Genomic DNA, 14,704 nt, shown 5'->3' on the forward strand with positions numbered 1-14,704 from the left:
CCCTGTGCAGTTCTCAAGGTGCTCAGCGCGAGCCCCGGAATACCCCCGGCTCGCTGATGCCCACGTGACAACCTCATACGTTTGGAAGCTTTCCGCTGAAAGGCAAGCCGGCGGGATCACCCGCCGAGCGTATTCGCCTTCGGCGCTCAAGCGAGGCGGGTGATCCCGCCGGGCAAAGAGCGCTTTCAGCGACAAGTTTCCCGGTGGCCATGGCGGAGGGGTCCCACCTGTTCCCATTCCGAACACAGTCGTTAAGCCCTCCAGCGGCGATGGTACTGCGGGGGCGACCCCGTGGGAGAGTAGCACGCTGCCGGGAAGCCTTTTTCGGGCGGATGACCGCCCGCGACGCGGGGTGGAGCAACGGTAGCTCGTCGGGCTCATAACCCGGAGGTTGCCGGTTCGAATCCGGCCCCCGCAACCAACGAGGCCCTGGAAGGCTGAGCCTTCCAGGGCTTTTCGCGTCGGAGGAGCCGCGATTGCGGCGGCTGGGCCCGGTCCGCTATGATGGCGGAGGACAAGCCTGCATGCAGAGGGGAAAGGCGGGGAGGACGGCATGAGACGACCCGAAGGGGGCTGGCAGGGGAAGCGAGTGGTGCTGGGGGTGACCGGGAGCATCGCCGCCTACAAGGCGGTGGAGCTGGCCCGGCGCTTGACCCAGGAAGGGGCTCAGGTCCAGGTGGTGATGACCCGGGCCGCCACCCGGTTCATCGCCCCCCTGACCTTCCGGGAGCTGACCTACCGGGAGCCGCTGGTGGATCTCTTTGACCCGCCGCCGGGCGAGCTGATGCGGCACGTCCACGTGGCGGAAGAAGCCGACCTCTTGCTCATCGCGCCCGCGACGGCCAACATCCTGGCCAAGATGGCGGCGGGGCTGGCCGATGATCTGCTCACCTGCACCTTCTTGGCCACCCAGGCGCCGGTGGTGGTGGCGCCGGCCATGAACCGGATCATGTACCTCCACCCGGCCACCCAGGAGAACTTGGCCAAACTGGCCCGGTGGGGCGTGGTCGCCGTGGGGCCGGAGTGGGGGCCTTTGGCCACGGGGATTGAGGGGCCGGGCCGCCTGGCCAGCATCGATCAGATCCTGGCCGCCGCGGCCGAGGCGATCGATCGGGGTCAGGGGCTGGTTCAGTGGGCGGAGTCGGCGGACTTGAAGGGCGTGCGGGTGCTGGTCTCCGCCGGGCCGACCCGGGAGGCCATCGATCCCGTCCGCTTCTTGACCAACCGCTCCTCGGGCAAGATGGGCTTTGCCGTCGCCCGGGCGGCCCGGGCCCGGGGCGCGGAGGTCACCCTGGTGACGGGGCCCGTCGCCCTGGCCGATCCACCGGGGGTGCGGGTGATCCGGGTGGAGAGCGCGGCGCAGATGCGGGCCGCGCTCCTGGAGCACTTCCTCCAGTGCGATGTTCTGGTCATGGCGGCGGCGGTGGCCGACTTCCGGCCCCGACAACAGGCGCCCGCCAAGATCAAGAAGGGGGAGCACCAGGAGGGGCTCCGCCTGGAGCTGGAACGGACGGAGGACATCCTCACGGAGCTGGCCGGGCAGCGGGCGCCCCACCAGGTGTTGGTGGGCTTTGCGGCCGAGACCAACGCCGACCTGGCCCAGGCCCGGGCCAAGCGGGCGGCCAAGGGCGTGGACCTCTTGGTGCTCAACGACGTGCTGGAGCCGGGGGCCGGCTTTGAGAGCGAGACCAACCGGGTGACCCTCCTGCACCGCTCGGGCCAGGCGGAGCCTCTGCCTCTGATGTCCAAAGAGGCCGTCGCGCACCAGATCCTCGATCGGGTGGTCCAGCTCCTGGCTACCAGTGGCCCAACCTCTTGAGGCGGCGGTAGATGGCAGCCAGCCCGTCCAGGAGCAGGTGGGGTTCGATCAGGTCCACCTCCTCAAGCTCCGGGCCGATGAGCGGGGCCAAGCCGCCCGTGGCGACCACCCGGGCCTCCTCGCCCAACTCGGCCCGGATCCGGCGGGTGATCTCCTTCACCTGTCCCACGGTGCCGAAGTAGATGCCCGCCTGGATGGCTTCGGTGGTGCTCTGGCCGATGACCCGCTGGGGCCGGCTCCAGCCCACCTTGGGCAGCTGGGCCGTCTCTTCGACGAGCGCGTCCAGGGCGATCTGAGCGCCCGGGAGGATGGCTCCACCCAGGTACTCCCGCTGGCGGGAGACCACGTCGAAGGTGGTCGCGGTGCCGAAGTCCACCACGATGGCCGGCACCCCCACCCGCTCCGCGGCCGCGAAGGCGCTCACCAGTCGGTCGGCGCCCAACTCATAGGGCCGGTGGTACTTGATGGTCAGCCCCAGGTCCAAATCGGGCGTTACGACCCAGACGGGCCGTTCCACGTAGCGCTGCAGCGCCTCCTGCCACAGGTCCAACGCGGGCGGGACCACCGAAGCGACCACCGCCCCCTCCACCCGCTCCCGGGGCAGGCCTTGGTGGGCCAAGAGCTGAACGAGGAGGAGTCCCAGCTCGTCCGCGGTCCGATTCAGGTCGGTGGTGACGCGCCACTGGGCCACCCGCCGATCGCCTTCGTACACGCCGATGGCGACCTTGGTATTCCCCAGATCGATGGTGAGGAGCATGATGCCCACCTCCGGACCGGTGGATTCCGTCTTGGCTCCTCCCTTCCCTCTTTTGGGAGGGGGCCGGCCGGCCTGGGGTGAAGGGAGAGAGGGGAGGTTGGGGATGGACGGCGCATCGGCGCTCTCCGATGAAGAGCTGTTGCTCCAGGTGCAGCGGGGCGACGTCTGGGCCTTGGAACTCCTGGTCCAGCGCTACTGGCGGCGGGTTCGGGGCCTGGCCTTCCGCTTGGTCCAGAACTGGGAGACGGCCGAGGATCTGGCCCAGGAGACCTTTGTCCGCCTCTTGAAGGCGGTGGACCGGTACCGGCACCCCGAGCCCGTCTGGCCTTGGCTGGCCACCATCACCCGGAACCTGTGCCGGGATGCGGGCCGGCGGGCCCGCCGCCAGCACGAGGTCCAGGCCGGTGCGGCGGGGTGGAAGCCGGTTCCCTGGGCGGCCGATCCGGGGGAGCTCGTGGCCGATCGGGCCGAGCGGGATCGGGTGGTGGAGGCCCTCCGGCGGCTCTCCCCCAAGCACCAGCAGGTGCTCACCCTCCGCTTCTATGAACAGCTGAGCCTCCGGGAGATCGCGAGTCGCTGCGGGGTCCCTTTGGGCACGGTCAAGTCCCGTCTCGCCTGGGGCTTGCGGCGGTTGCGGGCCCTCTTGGGCGGCCCGGTGGCCGGAAAGGAAGAGGCCCCCGGTCCCCTTGCCTGACCGGGGGCGAAAAGGTCAGAAGCCCACAACGACCTTCGCGCCGGCTGCAACGGACCCTTACGTCACCGGGCTTCACCAGCGAGCAAAGACCGATGGCTTCAGAGCCCGGTGCAACCTTTGCCCGACCAGATCGGACCCCTAGGGAATCCATACCGATCTTCCGACCGGGATGGATCCCGGTGTCTCCACAACCGCAGTTGAGCAGCCACAGAGCCCGATCCAGTCTTGGCTCGACCTGAGCCGATCCCTCGCCCAGCCCAAAAGCCCTCGTTGACGAACGCTTCAGACCAGACGAGCAACCGACCCAGATCTTCGCTCCGGCTCCACCCGATCCAGCCCTGTGAACCGGGTGAAACCTTTGCTCGACCGTTGCAGACCCGCTTCTCGAGCCTACAACGATCTTAGCTCGGCCGTTGCAGACCTCTGACGCCTCCTAGTCTGTCCGCCGGCCGGGCCCCTATCCCTCAAGCGGGCTGGGGAATTCTGGGAAAAGGGGTTACCCGAAGCGGCCCGTGAGGTACGCTTCCGTCCGGGGATCCTGGGGCCGCTCGAAGAGGCGGTCGGTCCGATCCAACTCCACCAGGCGGCCGTCGAGGAAGAAGGCGGTCTCGTCGCTGATCCGGCCGGCCTGCTGCAGGTTGTGGGTGACGATGACCACCGTCAGCCGTTCCTTCAGCTGCTGGATGAGGTCCTCGAGCTTGGCGGTGGAGACGGGGTCCAGGGCCGAAGCGGGCTCGTCCATGAGGAGCACATCAGGCTCCACGGCCAGGGCCCGGGCGATGCAGAGGCGTTGCTGCTGGCCGCCGGAGAGCTCGAGCGCCGAGGTGCCCAAGCGGTCTTTCACCTCATCCCACAGCGCGGCCTGGGTGAGGGCCCACTCCACGATCTCCTCCAGACGCCGCCGGTTCCGGATCCCGTACAGCCGCGGCCCGTAGGCCACATTCTCGAAGATGGACCGGGGGAAGGGATTGGGCCGCTGGAAGACCATGCCGACTCGCTGGCGCAAGGCGACCACATCCACGCCCGGCCCGTAAATGTCCACGCCGTCCAGCTCGACCCGGCCGGTCACCCGGCACCCGTCGATCAGCTCGTTCATCCGGTTGAGGCTTCGCAGGAAGGTGGACTTCCCGCAGCCGGACGGCCCGATGAGGGCCAGAACCGAGTTGGCCCGAATGGACAGGCTCACCTCGTGGAGCGCCTGCTTGGCCCCGTAGGAGACCGACAGACCCTCCACCCGGATCTTGGGCGAGGAATGGGCCCCCTGGGGGGCCGTCTGCGCCTCAACCTCCATCCCCACTCCTCCTCACGGGCCGCCTAAAGATCGCGCATACGGTAGCCCACGCCCCGAACCGTTTCGATGTACGTGGGCCTGGACGGGTCAGGCTCCAGCTTCTGGCGGAGACGGACCACGTGCACGTCGACCGTCCGGGTGTCGCCCACGTAATCGTAGCCCCACACCTTTTCCAGCAGGGTCTCCCGGCTCAGGACGACGCCCCGGTTGGCCATGAGCATCCGGAGCAGCTCGAACTCCCGGGGGGCCAGCTGGACCTCCCGGTCGCCGACGGTCACCCGGTGGCGCAAGGGGTCCAGGGTGATCTCGCCCACCCGCAAGATCTGGTTCTCCGCCGGCTCCCGGGGCTCCATCCGCCGGAGGACGGCCTTCACCCGGGCCACCAGCTCCCGGGGGCTGAAGGGCTTGGTCATGTAGTCGTCGGCGCCGATCTCCAACCCCAGAACCTTATCGGCCTCACCGCCCCGGGCGGTGAGCATGATGACGGGGACCTGGCTCTCTTTGCGGAGCTCCCGGAAGACCTCGAAACCGTCCTTTCCTGGCAGCATCAGGTCCAAGATGACCAAGTCCGCCGGGCGGTTGCGAAACTCCCGGAGGGCGACCTCCCCGTCCGCGGCGGTGACCACCTCGAAGCCATCCCGCTCCAGGGCGAAGCGGACCAGCTCCAGGATGGACGGTTCGTCGTCCACGACCAGAATGCGCTCTTTCACGGCATCCACCCCTCTGATGGTACCAGGCCCATGTTACGAAGCCGTTACCTTTTCCGGCGCCGCTCGGAGCCGGACCCGGAAGGTGCTCCCTTCTCCCGGGGCGCTCTCCACCCAGATCCGCCCCCCCTGCCGCTCCACCGCGTGCCGGACGATGGAGAGCCCCAGCCCGGTGCCGCCCATGGCCCGGGAGCGGGCCTTGTCCACCCGGTAGAAGCGCTCAAAGACCCGGTTGAGGGCCCGGCCGGGGATCCCCGGCCCGGTGTCGGCCACCGCCAGCTCCACCCAAGCCCCCTCCCGGTCGCCTGAGATCCAGACCCGCCCGCCCTCGGGGGTGTACTTCACCGCGTTGTCCACCAGGTTGATCAGCACCTGCCGGAGCAGGGACTCATTGCCCATCACCCACAGCGCTGGGGGGCACTGGACGGAGAGATCGATGGACCGGCTTTCGGCCCGCTGCCGGAAGAGCTCGGCGCATTCGGCCGCAAGGAGGCTCAGGTTGACGGGGACCAGCTCCACCTCCAGGTGGGGTGACTCCAGCCGGGAGAGATCCAGGAGGTCGTTGATCAGGCTGACCAGCCGGTCGGTCTCCCGCCGGACGATCTCCAGGAACCGGCGAGCGGTGGCGGGGTCGTCCATGGCGCCGTCCAGGAGGGTTTCGATGAAGCCTTTCAGGGCCGTGAGCGGCGTGCGGAGCTCGTGGGAGACGTTGGCCACGAACTCCGTCCGAACCTGTTCCAGCCGGCGCATCTCCGTCACATCCCGGAGCACCGCCACCGCGCCCGCCAGCTCACCGTCCGCCCGGCGCAAGGGGGCCGAGCGGATCTGGAGCTCCCGCTCCACCGGCCGCATCAGCCGGACGCTCCGGGTCTGGCCTGCCCCCTGGACCGCGGCCGCTTCCAGGGCCTCGGCCAGGCCGTACTCCCGGATGGCCTCGACCAAGGGGCGGCCCAGCACCTCCGAACGGGGCAGATCGAAGAGCCGCTCGGCCGCACTGTTGAAGAGCTGCACCCGCCCCTGCTGGTCCTGGGCGATGACGCCGTCATCCAGGCTCTCCAGAATGGTGTCGAGGAGGGTGGCCCGGGTCTGGGCGGACCCCAGGGCCTCCTGCCAGCGCTGATCGCGCTCGGCCAGGGCCAGGGCGAGCTGGGCCGAAGCCCCTCGTAGCCTCTGGTCCCACAGCCCCGGGCTGGCGCCGGTTTCCCCCACGGGGTCCTGATCCCGCAGGAGCTGCACCAGTCGGTCCACCGCCCGGCGGTGGCGGTGGCGCTCCCAGGCCCAGCCGATGAGACCGCCGGCCGCCGTCGCTCCGGCCCCAACCAGGGCGGCCCCGGGCCCGATCCATCTTTGGAGGGCCCAAAGGCTGGCCAGCACCAAGAGCCCAGCGAGGAGCGCCAAGATGCGGAGACGGGCCGGCGGGCCTACCCCCGGGGAAGATCCAGGAGCCAGAGGGCTCCGCTGTCCATCCATCCGCCCGTCATCCCCTTCTTCTGAAACCAGTCGAGAGCGCCGGCGAAGAGACCTGCCGCCCGATCCAGCTGGCCCAGCTGCTCACAGACGCGGGCCAGCTCCTCCCGGACGGGCCCTAACGGGGCGTCGGCATCGCCTGACCCTTCCAGCAGGTCCAGCGCCTTCTGGAGCTGGGTCTGGGCCTCCTCCAGCCGCCCCTCCCGCCAGAGAAGCCGGGCCAGCTCCCGGTGGACCCAGGGCCGGTCTTGGGGCCCGGCCGCCTGGATGGCGGCCCCCCAGAGGGCTTGGGCAGCGGAGACCTGGCCTTCCAAGGCGGCCAACCACGCCCGGGCCCGCAGGACCGCGGTCTGCAGGCGATGGCCCGGGGGCAGCTCCCGGGCCATTCGGTCGGCCTGCTCCACCGCCCAACGGGCCCCGTCCCCTTGCCCCGCCCGGGCCTTGACCCAGGTCAGATGGAGGTAGCCGTCGATGGTCCGCTCCCGGTCGCCCAGGGCCTGGAAAAAGTAGAGGGAGCGCTCCACCATCACCTGGGCCGCCTCGTGCTCGCCCGTCTGCCCCAAGAGCCGGCCCAAAGTGAGGGCCACCTCGCCGTAACGGGCGAAGTCGGTCAGATCGTCCATGGCCCACAAGGCCTCTTTCAGGTGTTCGATGGCTTCCGCGGGCGCGCCCCGGCGGGCCAAGGCGAGGCCCAACTCGGCCCGGAGGTTGGCCTGGAGCCACTCATCCTCGGGGGAATCTCCCAGGCGATCGAGCCCCCGCTCGAGGAGGCGGATGGCCCGGTCGGTCCTGCCGCGGGTCATCTCATAGCGGGCCCAGTGCAAGAGGAGGCTGGCCTCCTCCCGCTCGTCTCCTGTGGCCCGCCACGCGTCGGCCGCCTGGCGGTACGCGTGGACCACCTGGTCGGGGGGGCCGGTGCTGGCCATCAGCTCCGCCCGCAGGCTCAGGAGCCGGGCCTGGGAGAGGAGGTCCGTCGGTGGGAGCTCCACCAACGCCTGATCCAGCCGTTCCAAGGCCTGGGCGGTGGCTCCGGCCGCGGCCAGGGCCCGGGCCTGACGGAGCGCGGGGAAGGCGGCCAGGGGTGGGGCGGGGGGATCGACCTCCGGTTCATCGAGAAAATAGCTGACGGGACGGTTGAGGCGCTGGGCCAGGAGCTGGAGGGTGCGCAACGAGGGGCGGGCCAGGTCAGCCTCCACCTGGCTGATGAAGCTTTTGGTCATCTCCTCGCCGGCCAACTCGGCCTGGGTCAAACCGAGCCGCTGCCGTTCCCGGCGGATCCGCTCCCCAAGGGTGGGCCGGTCCGACCGCGGCTCCCTCCTCCCCCGACCGGAGCGGGACACTGCCGTCACTCCTCTCGCCCAGGCCCTGCAGGTATGGTCCTCCGACGCTCTCCGGCCTTCTCCGACTCTCTTCGTGCTGGCCCGGGGAGACCCTGCTGGCACATGCTGCCCGGGATGGAGGAAGGCTGCTCCAGGCGCCGAAAGCTTCAATGCATACCCTGGGAGGGGTGGTCATTGGGTGCACCCCAGGCCCCCGAGCGCGACCGGACGCCCTTTCTGGATCGTCTGGTGGCGTACGTGCAAGCGGGCATCGTGCCCTACCACACCCCGGGACACAAGCAGGGCCGCGGGGCTCCCCCGCGCCTGGTGGACGTTCTGGGAACCAAGCCCTTCCTGATCGATCTTGACGGCGATTTGGAGGAGCCGGACCAGGCCCCGGCGGTGGACAGCCTCCGGGAGGCCGAGGCCCTGGCCGCCGCCGCCCATGGGGCGCGCCATGCCCGGTTCTTGGTCAACGGGACCACCGCAGGAATCCATGCCCTCATGCTGGCGGGCACCGGGCCCGGACAGACGGTGGTGCTCCCCCGCAACGTCCACCGGAGCCTGATCGGGGGCCTCATCCTCTCCGGGGCGCGGCCCCGTTTCGTGGCCCCCCAGTTCCTGGCGGAAGCGGGCGTGGCCACGGTTCCCACCCCGGTGGCGGTGGCTGCCGCCCTCAGGGGGGAGCCGCGGCCCAGCGCGCTGTGGCTTACCGCGCCCATCTACTACGGTTGGCTGCCCGATCTGCCCGCCATGGCCCGGGTGGCGGCGGCCCTCGGGGTGCCTCTTTGGGTGGACGAGGCCCATGGAGCCCTTCACGGCTTCCATCCTGACCTGCCGCCGGGCGCCCTGGCCGCTGGGGCGGCCGCGGCCGTCAGGAGTTTTCACAAGGGGGGCGGCTCCCTGGTTCAGTCGTCGCTCCTGCTCCTGGGGGAGGCAGGGCCCGATCCCGACCGGGTGGACGCGGCCCTGGCGGTGCTCCAGTCCACCAGCCCATCGCCTTTGCTTCTGGCCTCTCTGGACGGGGCTCGGGCGTGGCTGGCCGGCGGCGCTTCCGGGGCCCTGGACCGGCTGCTGGCGACGGCCCACCAGGTACGGGAGGCCCTCAACCAGCGGCCCGGCCTCCACTGCTGGGGCCCGGAGGTGGTGGGGCAGGCGGGGATCGCCGCGTGGGATCCCACCCGGATCGTCTTCTCGGTGGCCGGGCTGGGGCTGTCGGGCTTGGAAGCGGCCCGCTGGCTCCGCCGTGCCTGTGGCCTGCAGGTGGAGATGGCCGACCTGACCAACGTGGTGGTGGTCCTCTCGCCCGGGGACGGGCCCTGGTCAGCCCGCCGGCTGCTCGATGGGGTGGACCGTCTGATCCGGGAGGCTCGGCCGCGCCGGCGGCCGGCCCTCCTGGAGCCGCCGCCCCTGCCGCCGGCGCCCCTGACACCCCGGGAAGCCTACTTTGCTCCGGCCCGACGGGTGCCCCTGCGGGAGGCGGTGGGCGAAGCCTCGGCGGAGATGGTGGCACCCTATCCGCCAGGGGTCCCCATCCTGGTCCCGGGGGAGGAAGTGACGGCGGAGACCGTCGAGTACCTGACCCGCCTGCGGCGGGCGGGCGCCCGCCTGCAGGGCGGCAGCGACCCAACGGGCGAGACCTTGCTGGTGGTGGCAGGCTCCCCCGCTTCTTCGCCACCTTGGGCTTCCGGGGAGCTGTAAAGGAGGCTGAGCCATGAGCCGGCGCGAAGTGGTCGACAACCTGACCCAACTCCTGGAGTGCCTCCCGCCCCATATCCGGCGGGCTTTGGAGGCGATGCCCGACCTCCATCGCCTGACAGAGATCGTCCTCGACCTGGGGCGCCAGCCCGAAGCTCGGTTCCCCGACCGGTTCACCTACCTGAGCGACGCCTTCGTCACCCGGGAGGACATCAACTTCGTCGTCCAGCGGGTGGGGGAGTTCGGGGAGGACAACCGGGCGGGCATCGAGCGGACCCTCCACCGCATCTCGGCCATCCGGAACCGGCGGAACGAAATCGTGGGCCTCACCTGCCGCATCGGCCGGGCGGTCTTCGGCACCATCGACATCATCCGGGACGTGGTGGAGACGGGGAAGAGCATCCTCCTCCTGGGCCGGCCGGGGATCGGGAAGACCACCATGCTCCGGGAGATCGCCCGGGTGCTGGCTGACGAGTTCAACAAGCGGGTGGTGGTGGTCGACACCTCCAACGAGATCGCCGGCGATGGCGACATCCCCCACCCGGCCATCGGGCGGGCCCGGCGGATGCAGGTGAGCCGCCCCGATCGCCAGGCCGCGGTGATGATCGAGGCGGTGGAGAACCACATGCCTGAGGTGATCGTCATCGACGAGATCGGCACCGAGGCCGAGGCGATGGCGGCCCGGACCATTGCCGAGCGGGGGGTGCAGCTGATCGGCACCGCCCACGGCAATACCCTGGACAACCTGGTCCTCAACCCCACCCTCTCCGATCTGGTGGGGGGCATCCAGGCTGTCACCCTGGGGGACGAGGAGGCCAAGAAGCGGGGAACCCAGAAGACCGTCCTGGAGCGGAAGGCGCCACCCACCTTCGAGATCGTGGTGGAGATCCAGGAGATGGACCGGCTGGCCATCCACCACTCGGTAGCCACCACCATCGACCTCATGCTGCGGGGCATCCGGCCCCAGCCGGAGATCCGAGAGCGGTCGCCCGACGGTTCGTATCAGGTGGTGCAAGAGCCGGCCACGCCCGACGAGGCCCCGCCCGACGTCCCGGCAGGGGAGGGCGGGCGCGCCCCCCGGGAGCGGGATCGGGTGATCCGCATCTTCCCCTACGCCGTCAGCCGGTCCCGCCTGGAGCGGGCGGTCCGGGAGCACCGGGTGCCTGCCGAGCTGACCCACCGGCTCGAGGAGGCGGACCTGGTCCTTACCCTGAAGGGGCAGTACCGGAAGATGCCCAAGCGGCTCCGCCAGGCGGAGGCCCAGGGCCTGCCGGTCCACACCATCCGGAGCAACACCTTCAGTCAGGTGGAGCAGTTTGTGGGCGCCTTGGAAAGCGGCCAAGTCGACCTCTTCCGGCCGGGCCGGGATCACCGGCGGGAGCCGCCCTCCTTCTGACAGGCGAGCCGGGCTGGCGGGCGGGAAGGGCCGCCCGCGCCTTTCGGGACGGAGTCGGACGACGGGGGCTCGTGGGGGATGGGGTCCATCAGGGTTGGAGGGAGGAGCATGGGCAGGGGGCAGCGGGGGCGGTTTATCACCTTTGAAGGCCCCGATGGGTCGGGCAAGACCACCCAGACCCGGTATTTGGCCCAGGCGTTGCGGCAACGGGGGATCCGGGTGCTGGAGACTTTCGAACCGGGCGACACGCCCTTGGGCCGTTACCTCCGCCAGATCCTCCTGGGGCCCCCGGCCGCCGGCGGGCCCGAGGCGCCTGAGTCTGCCAGTTGGGAGCCCGTCCCCATGGCCGAGATGCTCTTGATGGCCGCCGACCGGGCCCAGCATGTAGAGCAGCGGATCCGGCCCGCCTTGGACGGAGGGATCTGGGTCATCTGCGACCGGTACATCGACTCGAGCCTCGCCTATCAAGGCTACGGGGCAGGGCTGGCCCTCGAACAGGTCCGCCAGGTGAACCTCTGGGCCACGGGGAACCTCTGGCCCGACCTTACCTTCTTCCTCGATCCCGGTCCCGGCGGGCCCCTCACTGGCTGGCCCAGTCCCGATGGGCCCAACCGGCCTGATCGGATCGAAGATCGGGGCCGGGAGCACTGGCTCCGGGTCCGGGAGGCCTACCTGGACCTCTGGCGCCAGTCCCCCGGACGGATCTGCCGGATCGAAACGGCCGGGAAGCCCCCGGAGGCGGTGGCCCAGGAGGTGCTGGCCCACGTGGACCGCTGGGTGGGAAGGGAGGCGGGAGGGTCGTGACCCCAGACGGACCCCTCTTGGACCATCTGGTGGGGCAAGACCGGGCCAGGGGCCGGCTGGTGGAGGCCGTCCGGGAAGGGCGGCTGCACCACGCGTACCTGTTGGTGGGCCCCGAAGGGGTGGGCAAGCGCCTCCTGGCCCGGGGACTCGCCCAGCTCCTCCTCTGCCCCCAGGCCCGGGACGGGCAGGCCTGCGGGCGGTGCCGGAGCTGCCAGCAGGTGGCCCGGACCAGCCACCCCGACCTCCACTGGCTGGAGCCCCAGGTCCGGACGGGGGGCCTGGGCAGCCTGGGGATCGACCAGGTGCGGCGCCTCATCCAGGAGGCGGCCTGGCGGCCTTATGAGGGCGGCTGGAAGGTGCTGGTCATCGCCCAAGCTGATCGCCTCACTCCCGAAGCCCAGAACAGCCTGCTGAAGCTCCTGGAGGAGCCGCCGGGGCAGGCGGTCATCCTGCTGACCAGCCCGCGGCCCGACCAGCTCCTGCCGACGGTCCGCTCCCGCTGCCACACCGTCCCCTTGCGCTCCCTGACCGATGAGGAGGTGCGGGGTGTGCTGGCGGACCAGGGGCTGATTGGGCCAGAGGATGACGAGACCGAGACCGAACTGCTCCTGGTGGCCGTCCAAGGGGCGCCGGGGCGGGCGTGGGCCCTGGACCGGGAACGGCTGAGGGAGCGGCAGGAGGCGGCCCGGGCCTGGGTGGAGGCCCTTCTGGGCGAGCCTGCCTGGCGCCGGCTGGTCCTGGCCGGAGAGCTGGCGGAGCGGGATGATCTGGTGGAGGTTCTGGAGGGAGCGGTCCTCTGGGTCCGGCAGGTGATCCGCACCCGGGTCGGGCGTTCCGCCGGGTCCGCCCCAGCGGGGCAGGCCGCCCACCCGCGGCCCAGCCTGGACGAGCTGATCGAGCTCTGGCGGGAGCTCCGGGAGGCGTACCGGTTGGTCCAGGGACCGGCCCAGCGGCGGCTGGTGCTGGACCGGCTGGCCTGGCGGGGGGCCGGGGGAGGGCCGGGCCGTGGCCACTGAACCGGGGTGCCTTTACGTGGTGGGGACCCCCATCGGCAACCTGGAGGATGTCACCCTGCGGGCCCTCCGGGTGCTGAAAGAGGTGGACCTTATCGCCGCCGAGGACACCCGTGTCACCCGGAAGCTCCTGGCCCACTACGACATCCACACACCCTTGATCAGCCTGCACGAGCACAATGAGCGGGCGAGGAGCGCCGAGCTCATCCAACGGCTGCAGCAGGGGCAGGCCGTCGCCCTGGTGAGCGACGCGGGGATGCCCACCATCTCCGATCCGGGGGGCCGGCTGGTGGCGGAGGCGGTGGCCGCCGGGTGCCCCCTCCAGGTGGTTCCCGGCCCCAGCGCGGTGCTGGCGGCGGTGGCGGTTTCGGGTCTGGAGGTGGAGCGGTTCGCCTTCGAAGGCTTCCTGCCCCGCCAGGGCCAGGCCCGCCAGGCCCGGCTGGAGGAGCTGGCCCGCCTGCCCCACGCCCTGGTGCTCTTCGAGGCCCCAGGGAGGCTGGTACGGACCCTCCAGGAGCTCCGGGACGTTCTCGGGCCCCGGCGGGTGGCCGTGGCCCGGGAGCTGACCAAGCGCTTCGAAGAGGTGATCCGGGGCGACTGGGAGACGGTCCTCGACCACTTCCACCGCCACCCGCCCCGGGGGGAGCTGGTGATCGTGGTGGCGGGCGCCGACCCCCAAGACCGCCGCAGCTGGACGGACCAGGAGGTGGCGGAAGCGCTGGGGCGGCTGATCGCCCAGCAGGTGGACCGCAAGGAGGCCATCCGTGAGGTGGCCCGGCTCTCGGGCCGCCCCCGGCGGGAGGTCTACCAGATCGCCCTCCGACAGCGCAGCCCGTCGGAGGAGGCGGGTTCCTGAGGCCCGTCGGCAGGGCCGTCAGGAGACTTGCTTCATCTCGTCGAGGCAGGCCTGGCAGATGATCTTCTCCTTGTAGGTTCGGACGTTGGTAGCGCTGCCGCAGAAGATGCAGGCGGGCTGGTACTTCTTCAGAATGATCTTTTCCCCGTCCACATAGATCTCCAGAGCGTCCCGCTCCTCAATCTGCAGGGTGCGCCGGAGCTCGATGGGGATGACCACCCGGCCCAGCTCATCGACCCGGCGGACGATGCCCGTCGACTTCACCGTGCCACCCCTCCCTTCTTTCGACAACATTCGACAGGAAGCTACAGGCATTCTAGGCACGCTTCCAGGTTCTGTCAACGAACGGGGCGGAAACGGCGGCCAGGGGCCCGACGCCCCGCCTCGGGGAAGCGGCCGGCGCCCGCTTCTGGGGGCTTCTGCCGGCGTCACGGGCCCAGGAACCGGAGCAGCACGGCCGCCAGGCCCGCGGCCACCAGGGGGCCGGCGGGGATCCCCTCCAGCCAGAGGACGCCCATGACCGAGCCCATCACCATGCCCAGCATGGTCTCGGGCCGGTGCTGGAGGAGGTTCACCCCTTGGGCGGCCAGCCACGCGGAGAGGGCGCCCACCACCACCGCCACCAGTCCCGGCAGGCTGACCATCTGGACCGCCGCCTGGGCGAGCCCCAGGTGGCCCCGGGCGAAGGGGAGGAGGAGGCTGATCAAGAGGAGGAGGATCCCCAGGCTGAGGGTGTACTCCTCCAGGAAGTCCAGCACGCTGGCCGGTCCCAGGGTGGCGAAGATGAGCAGCGCCGCCGCGGCGGTGGCCACCAGATCGTTCCGCCCCAGCAAGCCTGCCGCCACCAGGACCAGGAGTACCAGCTTCCCCTCCACCGGGCGCC

At 70.7% G+C, this 14,704-nt stretch carries 14 protein-coding genes, 1 tRNA gene and 1 rRNA gene; 9 read left to right on the forward strand and 7 right to left on the reverse strand.

Annotated elements, in window-relative coordinates; all coding sequences use genetic code 11:
- The first annotated feature begins 199 nt into the window (after positions 1 to 199).
- The 3 genes from rrf to coaBC all read left to right on the forward strand — a co-directional run bounded on the left by rrf (position 200) and on the right by coaBC (position 1,819).
- Positions 200 to 316, forward strand: a 5S ribosomal RNA gene (gene rrf, locus FWJ67_RS00005).
- A gap of 30 nt (positions 317 to 346) precedes the next feature.
- Positions 347 to 421: transfer RNA gene (locus FWJ67_RS00010), tRNA-Met, on the forward strand.
- A gap of 132 nt (positions 422 to 553) precedes the next feature.
- On the forward strand, positions 554 to 1,819 hold the full coding sequence (coaBC, locus tag FWJ67_RS00015; RefSeq protein WP_414482275.1) for a bifunctional phosphopantothenoylcysteine decarboxylase/phosphopantothenate--cysteine ligase CoaBC: 1,266 nt from the start codon (positions 554 to 556) through the stop codon (positions 1,817 to 1,819).
- Here coaBC and FWJ67_RS00020 read toward each other — a convergent pair.
- A complete protein-coding gene (locus FWJ67_RS00020; protein ID WP_304171560.1) occupies positions 1,797 to 2,576 on the reverse strand; it encodes a type III pantothenate kinase in 780 nt (259 codons plus the stop codon). The two genes, coaBC and FWJ67_RS00020, sit on opposite strands and share 23 nt — an antisense overlap.
- 103 nt (positions 2,577 to 2,679) lie before the next feature.
- Between FWJ67_RS00020 and FWJ67_RS00025 the strand changes: the two genes are divergently transcribed.
- The gene (locus FWJ67_RS00025) at positions 2,680 to 3,270 is read left to right on the forward strand and encodes an RNA polymerase sigma factor (protein ID WP_304171558.1); all 591 of its coding nucleotides are present in this window, start codon (positions 2,680 to 2,682) and stop codon (positions 3,268 to 3,270) included.
- A 496-nt stretch (positions 3,271 to 3,766) separates the two neighbouring features.
- Here FWJ67_RS00025 and pstB read toward each other — a convergent pair whose 3' ends face one another.
- From pstB to FWJ67_RS00045, 4 genes are read right to left on the reverse strand one after another with little or no spacing between them, the layout of a single operon-like run.
- A complete protein-coding gene (gene pstB, locus FWJ67_RS00030) occupies positions 3,767 to 4,561 on the reverse strand; it encodes a phosphate ABC transporter ATP-binding protein PstB (RefSeq protein WP_304171556.1) in 795 nt (264 codons plus the stop codon).
- Between the two features lie 23 nt (positions 4,562 to 4,584).
- The gene (locus FWJ67_RS00035; RefSeq protein ID WP_304171554.1) at positions 4,585 to 5,271 is read right to left on the reverse strand and encodes a response regulator transcription factor; all 687 of its coding nucleotides are present in this window, start codon (positions 5,269 to 5,271) and stop codon (positions 4,585 to 4,587) included.
- Positions 5,272 to 5,304: 33 nt separating this feature from the next.
- Entirely contained in the window at positions 5,305 to 6,738 is a 1,434-nt protein-coding gene (locus FWJ67_RS00040; RefSeq protein ID WP_414482508.1) for a sensor histidine kinase, read from the reverse strand.
- Complete coding sequence (locus FWJ67_RS00045; RefSeq protein ID WP_414482509.1) at positions 6,690 to 8,075, reverse strand: helix-turn-helix domain-containing protein; 1,386 nt, start codon at positions 8,073 to 8,075, stop codon at positions 6,690 to 6,692. The genes FWJ67_RS00040 and FWJ67_RS00045 overlap by 49 nt, the downstream gene beginning before the upstream one ends.
- A gap of 174 nt (positions 8,076 to 8,249) precedes the next feature.
- Between FWJ67_RS00045 and FWJ67_RS00050 the strand changes: the two genes are divergently transcribed.
- The 5 genes from FWJ67_RS00050 to rsmI all read left to right on the forward strand — a co-directional run bounded on the left by FWJ67_RS00050 (position 8,250) and on the right by rsmI (position 13,821).
- Positions 8,250 to 9,755, forward strand: a complete 1,506-nt coding sequence (locus FWJ67_RS00050; protein WP_304171548.1) for an aminotransferase class I/II-fold pyridoxal phosphate-dependent enzyme — start codon at positions 8,250 to 8,252, stop codon at positions 9,753 to 9,755.
- A gap of 13 nt (positions 9,756 to 9,768) precedes the next feature.
- Entirely contained in the window at positions 9,769 to 11,148 is a 1,380-nt protein-coding gene (locus FWJ67_RS00055) for an AAA family ATPase (protein WP_304171546.1), read from the forward strand.
- A gap of 108 nt (positions 11,149 to 11,256) precedes the next feature.
- The gene (gene tmk / locus FWJ67_RS00060; protein WP_304171544.1) at positions 11,257 to 11,952 is read left to right on the forward strand and encodes a dTMP kinase; all 696 of its coding nucleotides are present in this window, start codon (positions 11,257 to 11,259) and stop codon (positions 11,950 to 11,952) included.
- The gene (holB, locus tag FWJ67_RS00065; RefSeq protein ID WP_304171542.1) at positions 11,949 to 12,968 is read left to right on the forward strand and encodes a DNA polymerase III subunit delta'; all 1,020 of its coding nucleotides are present in this window, start codon (positions 11,949 to 11,951) and stop codon (positions 12,966 to 12,968) included. The genes tmk and holB overlap by 4 nt, the downstream gene beginning before the upstream one ends.
- Positions 12,958 to 13,821, forward strand: a complete 864-nt coding sequence (rsmI, locus tag FWJ67_RS00070) for a 16S rRNA (cytidine(1402)-2'-O)-methyltransferase (RefSeq protein WP_304171540.1) — start codon at positions 12,958 to 12,960, stop codon at positions 13,819 to 13,821. Before holB ends, rsmI begins: the two co-directional genes overlap by 11 nt.
- Before the next feature lie 18 nt (positions 13,822 to 13,839).
- On the opposite strand, the gene FWJ67_RS00075 is transcribed toward rsmI, so the two are convergent.
- On the reverse strand, positions 13,840 to 14,115 hold the full coding sequence (locus tag FWJ67_RS00075) for an AbrB/MazE/SpoVT family DNA-binding domain-containing protein (RefSeq protein ID WP_369686535.1): 276 nt from the start codon (positions 14,113 to 14,115) through the stop codon (positions 13,840 to 13,842).
- Between the two features lie 134 nt (positions 14,116 to 14,249).
- The gene (locus FWJ67_RS00080; RefSeq protein ID WP_304171538.1) at positions 14,250 to 14,696 is read right to left on the reverse strand and encodes a DUF441 family protein; all 447 of its coding nucleotides are present in this window, start codon (positions 14,694 to 14,696) and stop codon (positions 14,250 to 14,252) included.
- Positions 14,697 to 14,704 lie beyond the last annotated feature (8 nt).

This window comes from Limnochorda sp. (genome assembly GCF_047459355.1).
Taxonomy (GTDB): Bacteria; Bacillota; Limnochordia; order Limnochordales; family Limnochordaceae; genus Limnochorda.

Coding starts and splice junctions, on each gene's coding strand:
- coaBC (WP_414482275.1), top strand. CDS start 554: ATGAGACGACCCGAAGGGGGCTGGCAGGGGAAGCGAGTGGTGCTGGGG.
- FWJ67_RS00020 (WP_304171560.1), bottom strand. CDS start 2,576: ATGCTCCTCACCATCGATCTGGGGAATACCAAGGTCGCCATCGGCGTG.
- FWJ67_RS00025 (WP_304171558.1), top strand. CDS start 2,680: ATGGACGGCGCATCGGCGCTCTCCGATGAAGAGCTGTTGCTCCAGGTG.
- pstB (WP_304171556.1), bottom strand. CDS start 4,561: ATGGAGGTTGAGGCGCAGACGGCCCCCCAGGGGGCCCATTCCTCGCCC.
- FWJ67_RS00040 (WP_414482508.1), bottom strand. CDS start 6,738: ATGGATGGACAGCGGAGCCCTCTGGCTCCTGGATCTTCCCCGGGGGTA.
- FWJ67_RS00055 (WP_304171546.1), top strand. CDS start 9,769: ATGAGCCGGCGCGAAGTGGTCGACAACCTGACCCAACTCCTGGAGTGC.
- tmk (WP_304171544.1), top strand. CDS start 11,257: ATGGGCAGGGGGCAGCGGGGGCGGTTTATCACCTTTGAAGGCCCCGAT.
- FWJ67_RS00075 (WP_369686535.1), bottom strand. CDS start 14,115: ATGTTGTCGAAAGAAGGGAGGGGTGGCACGGTGAAGTCGACGGGCATC.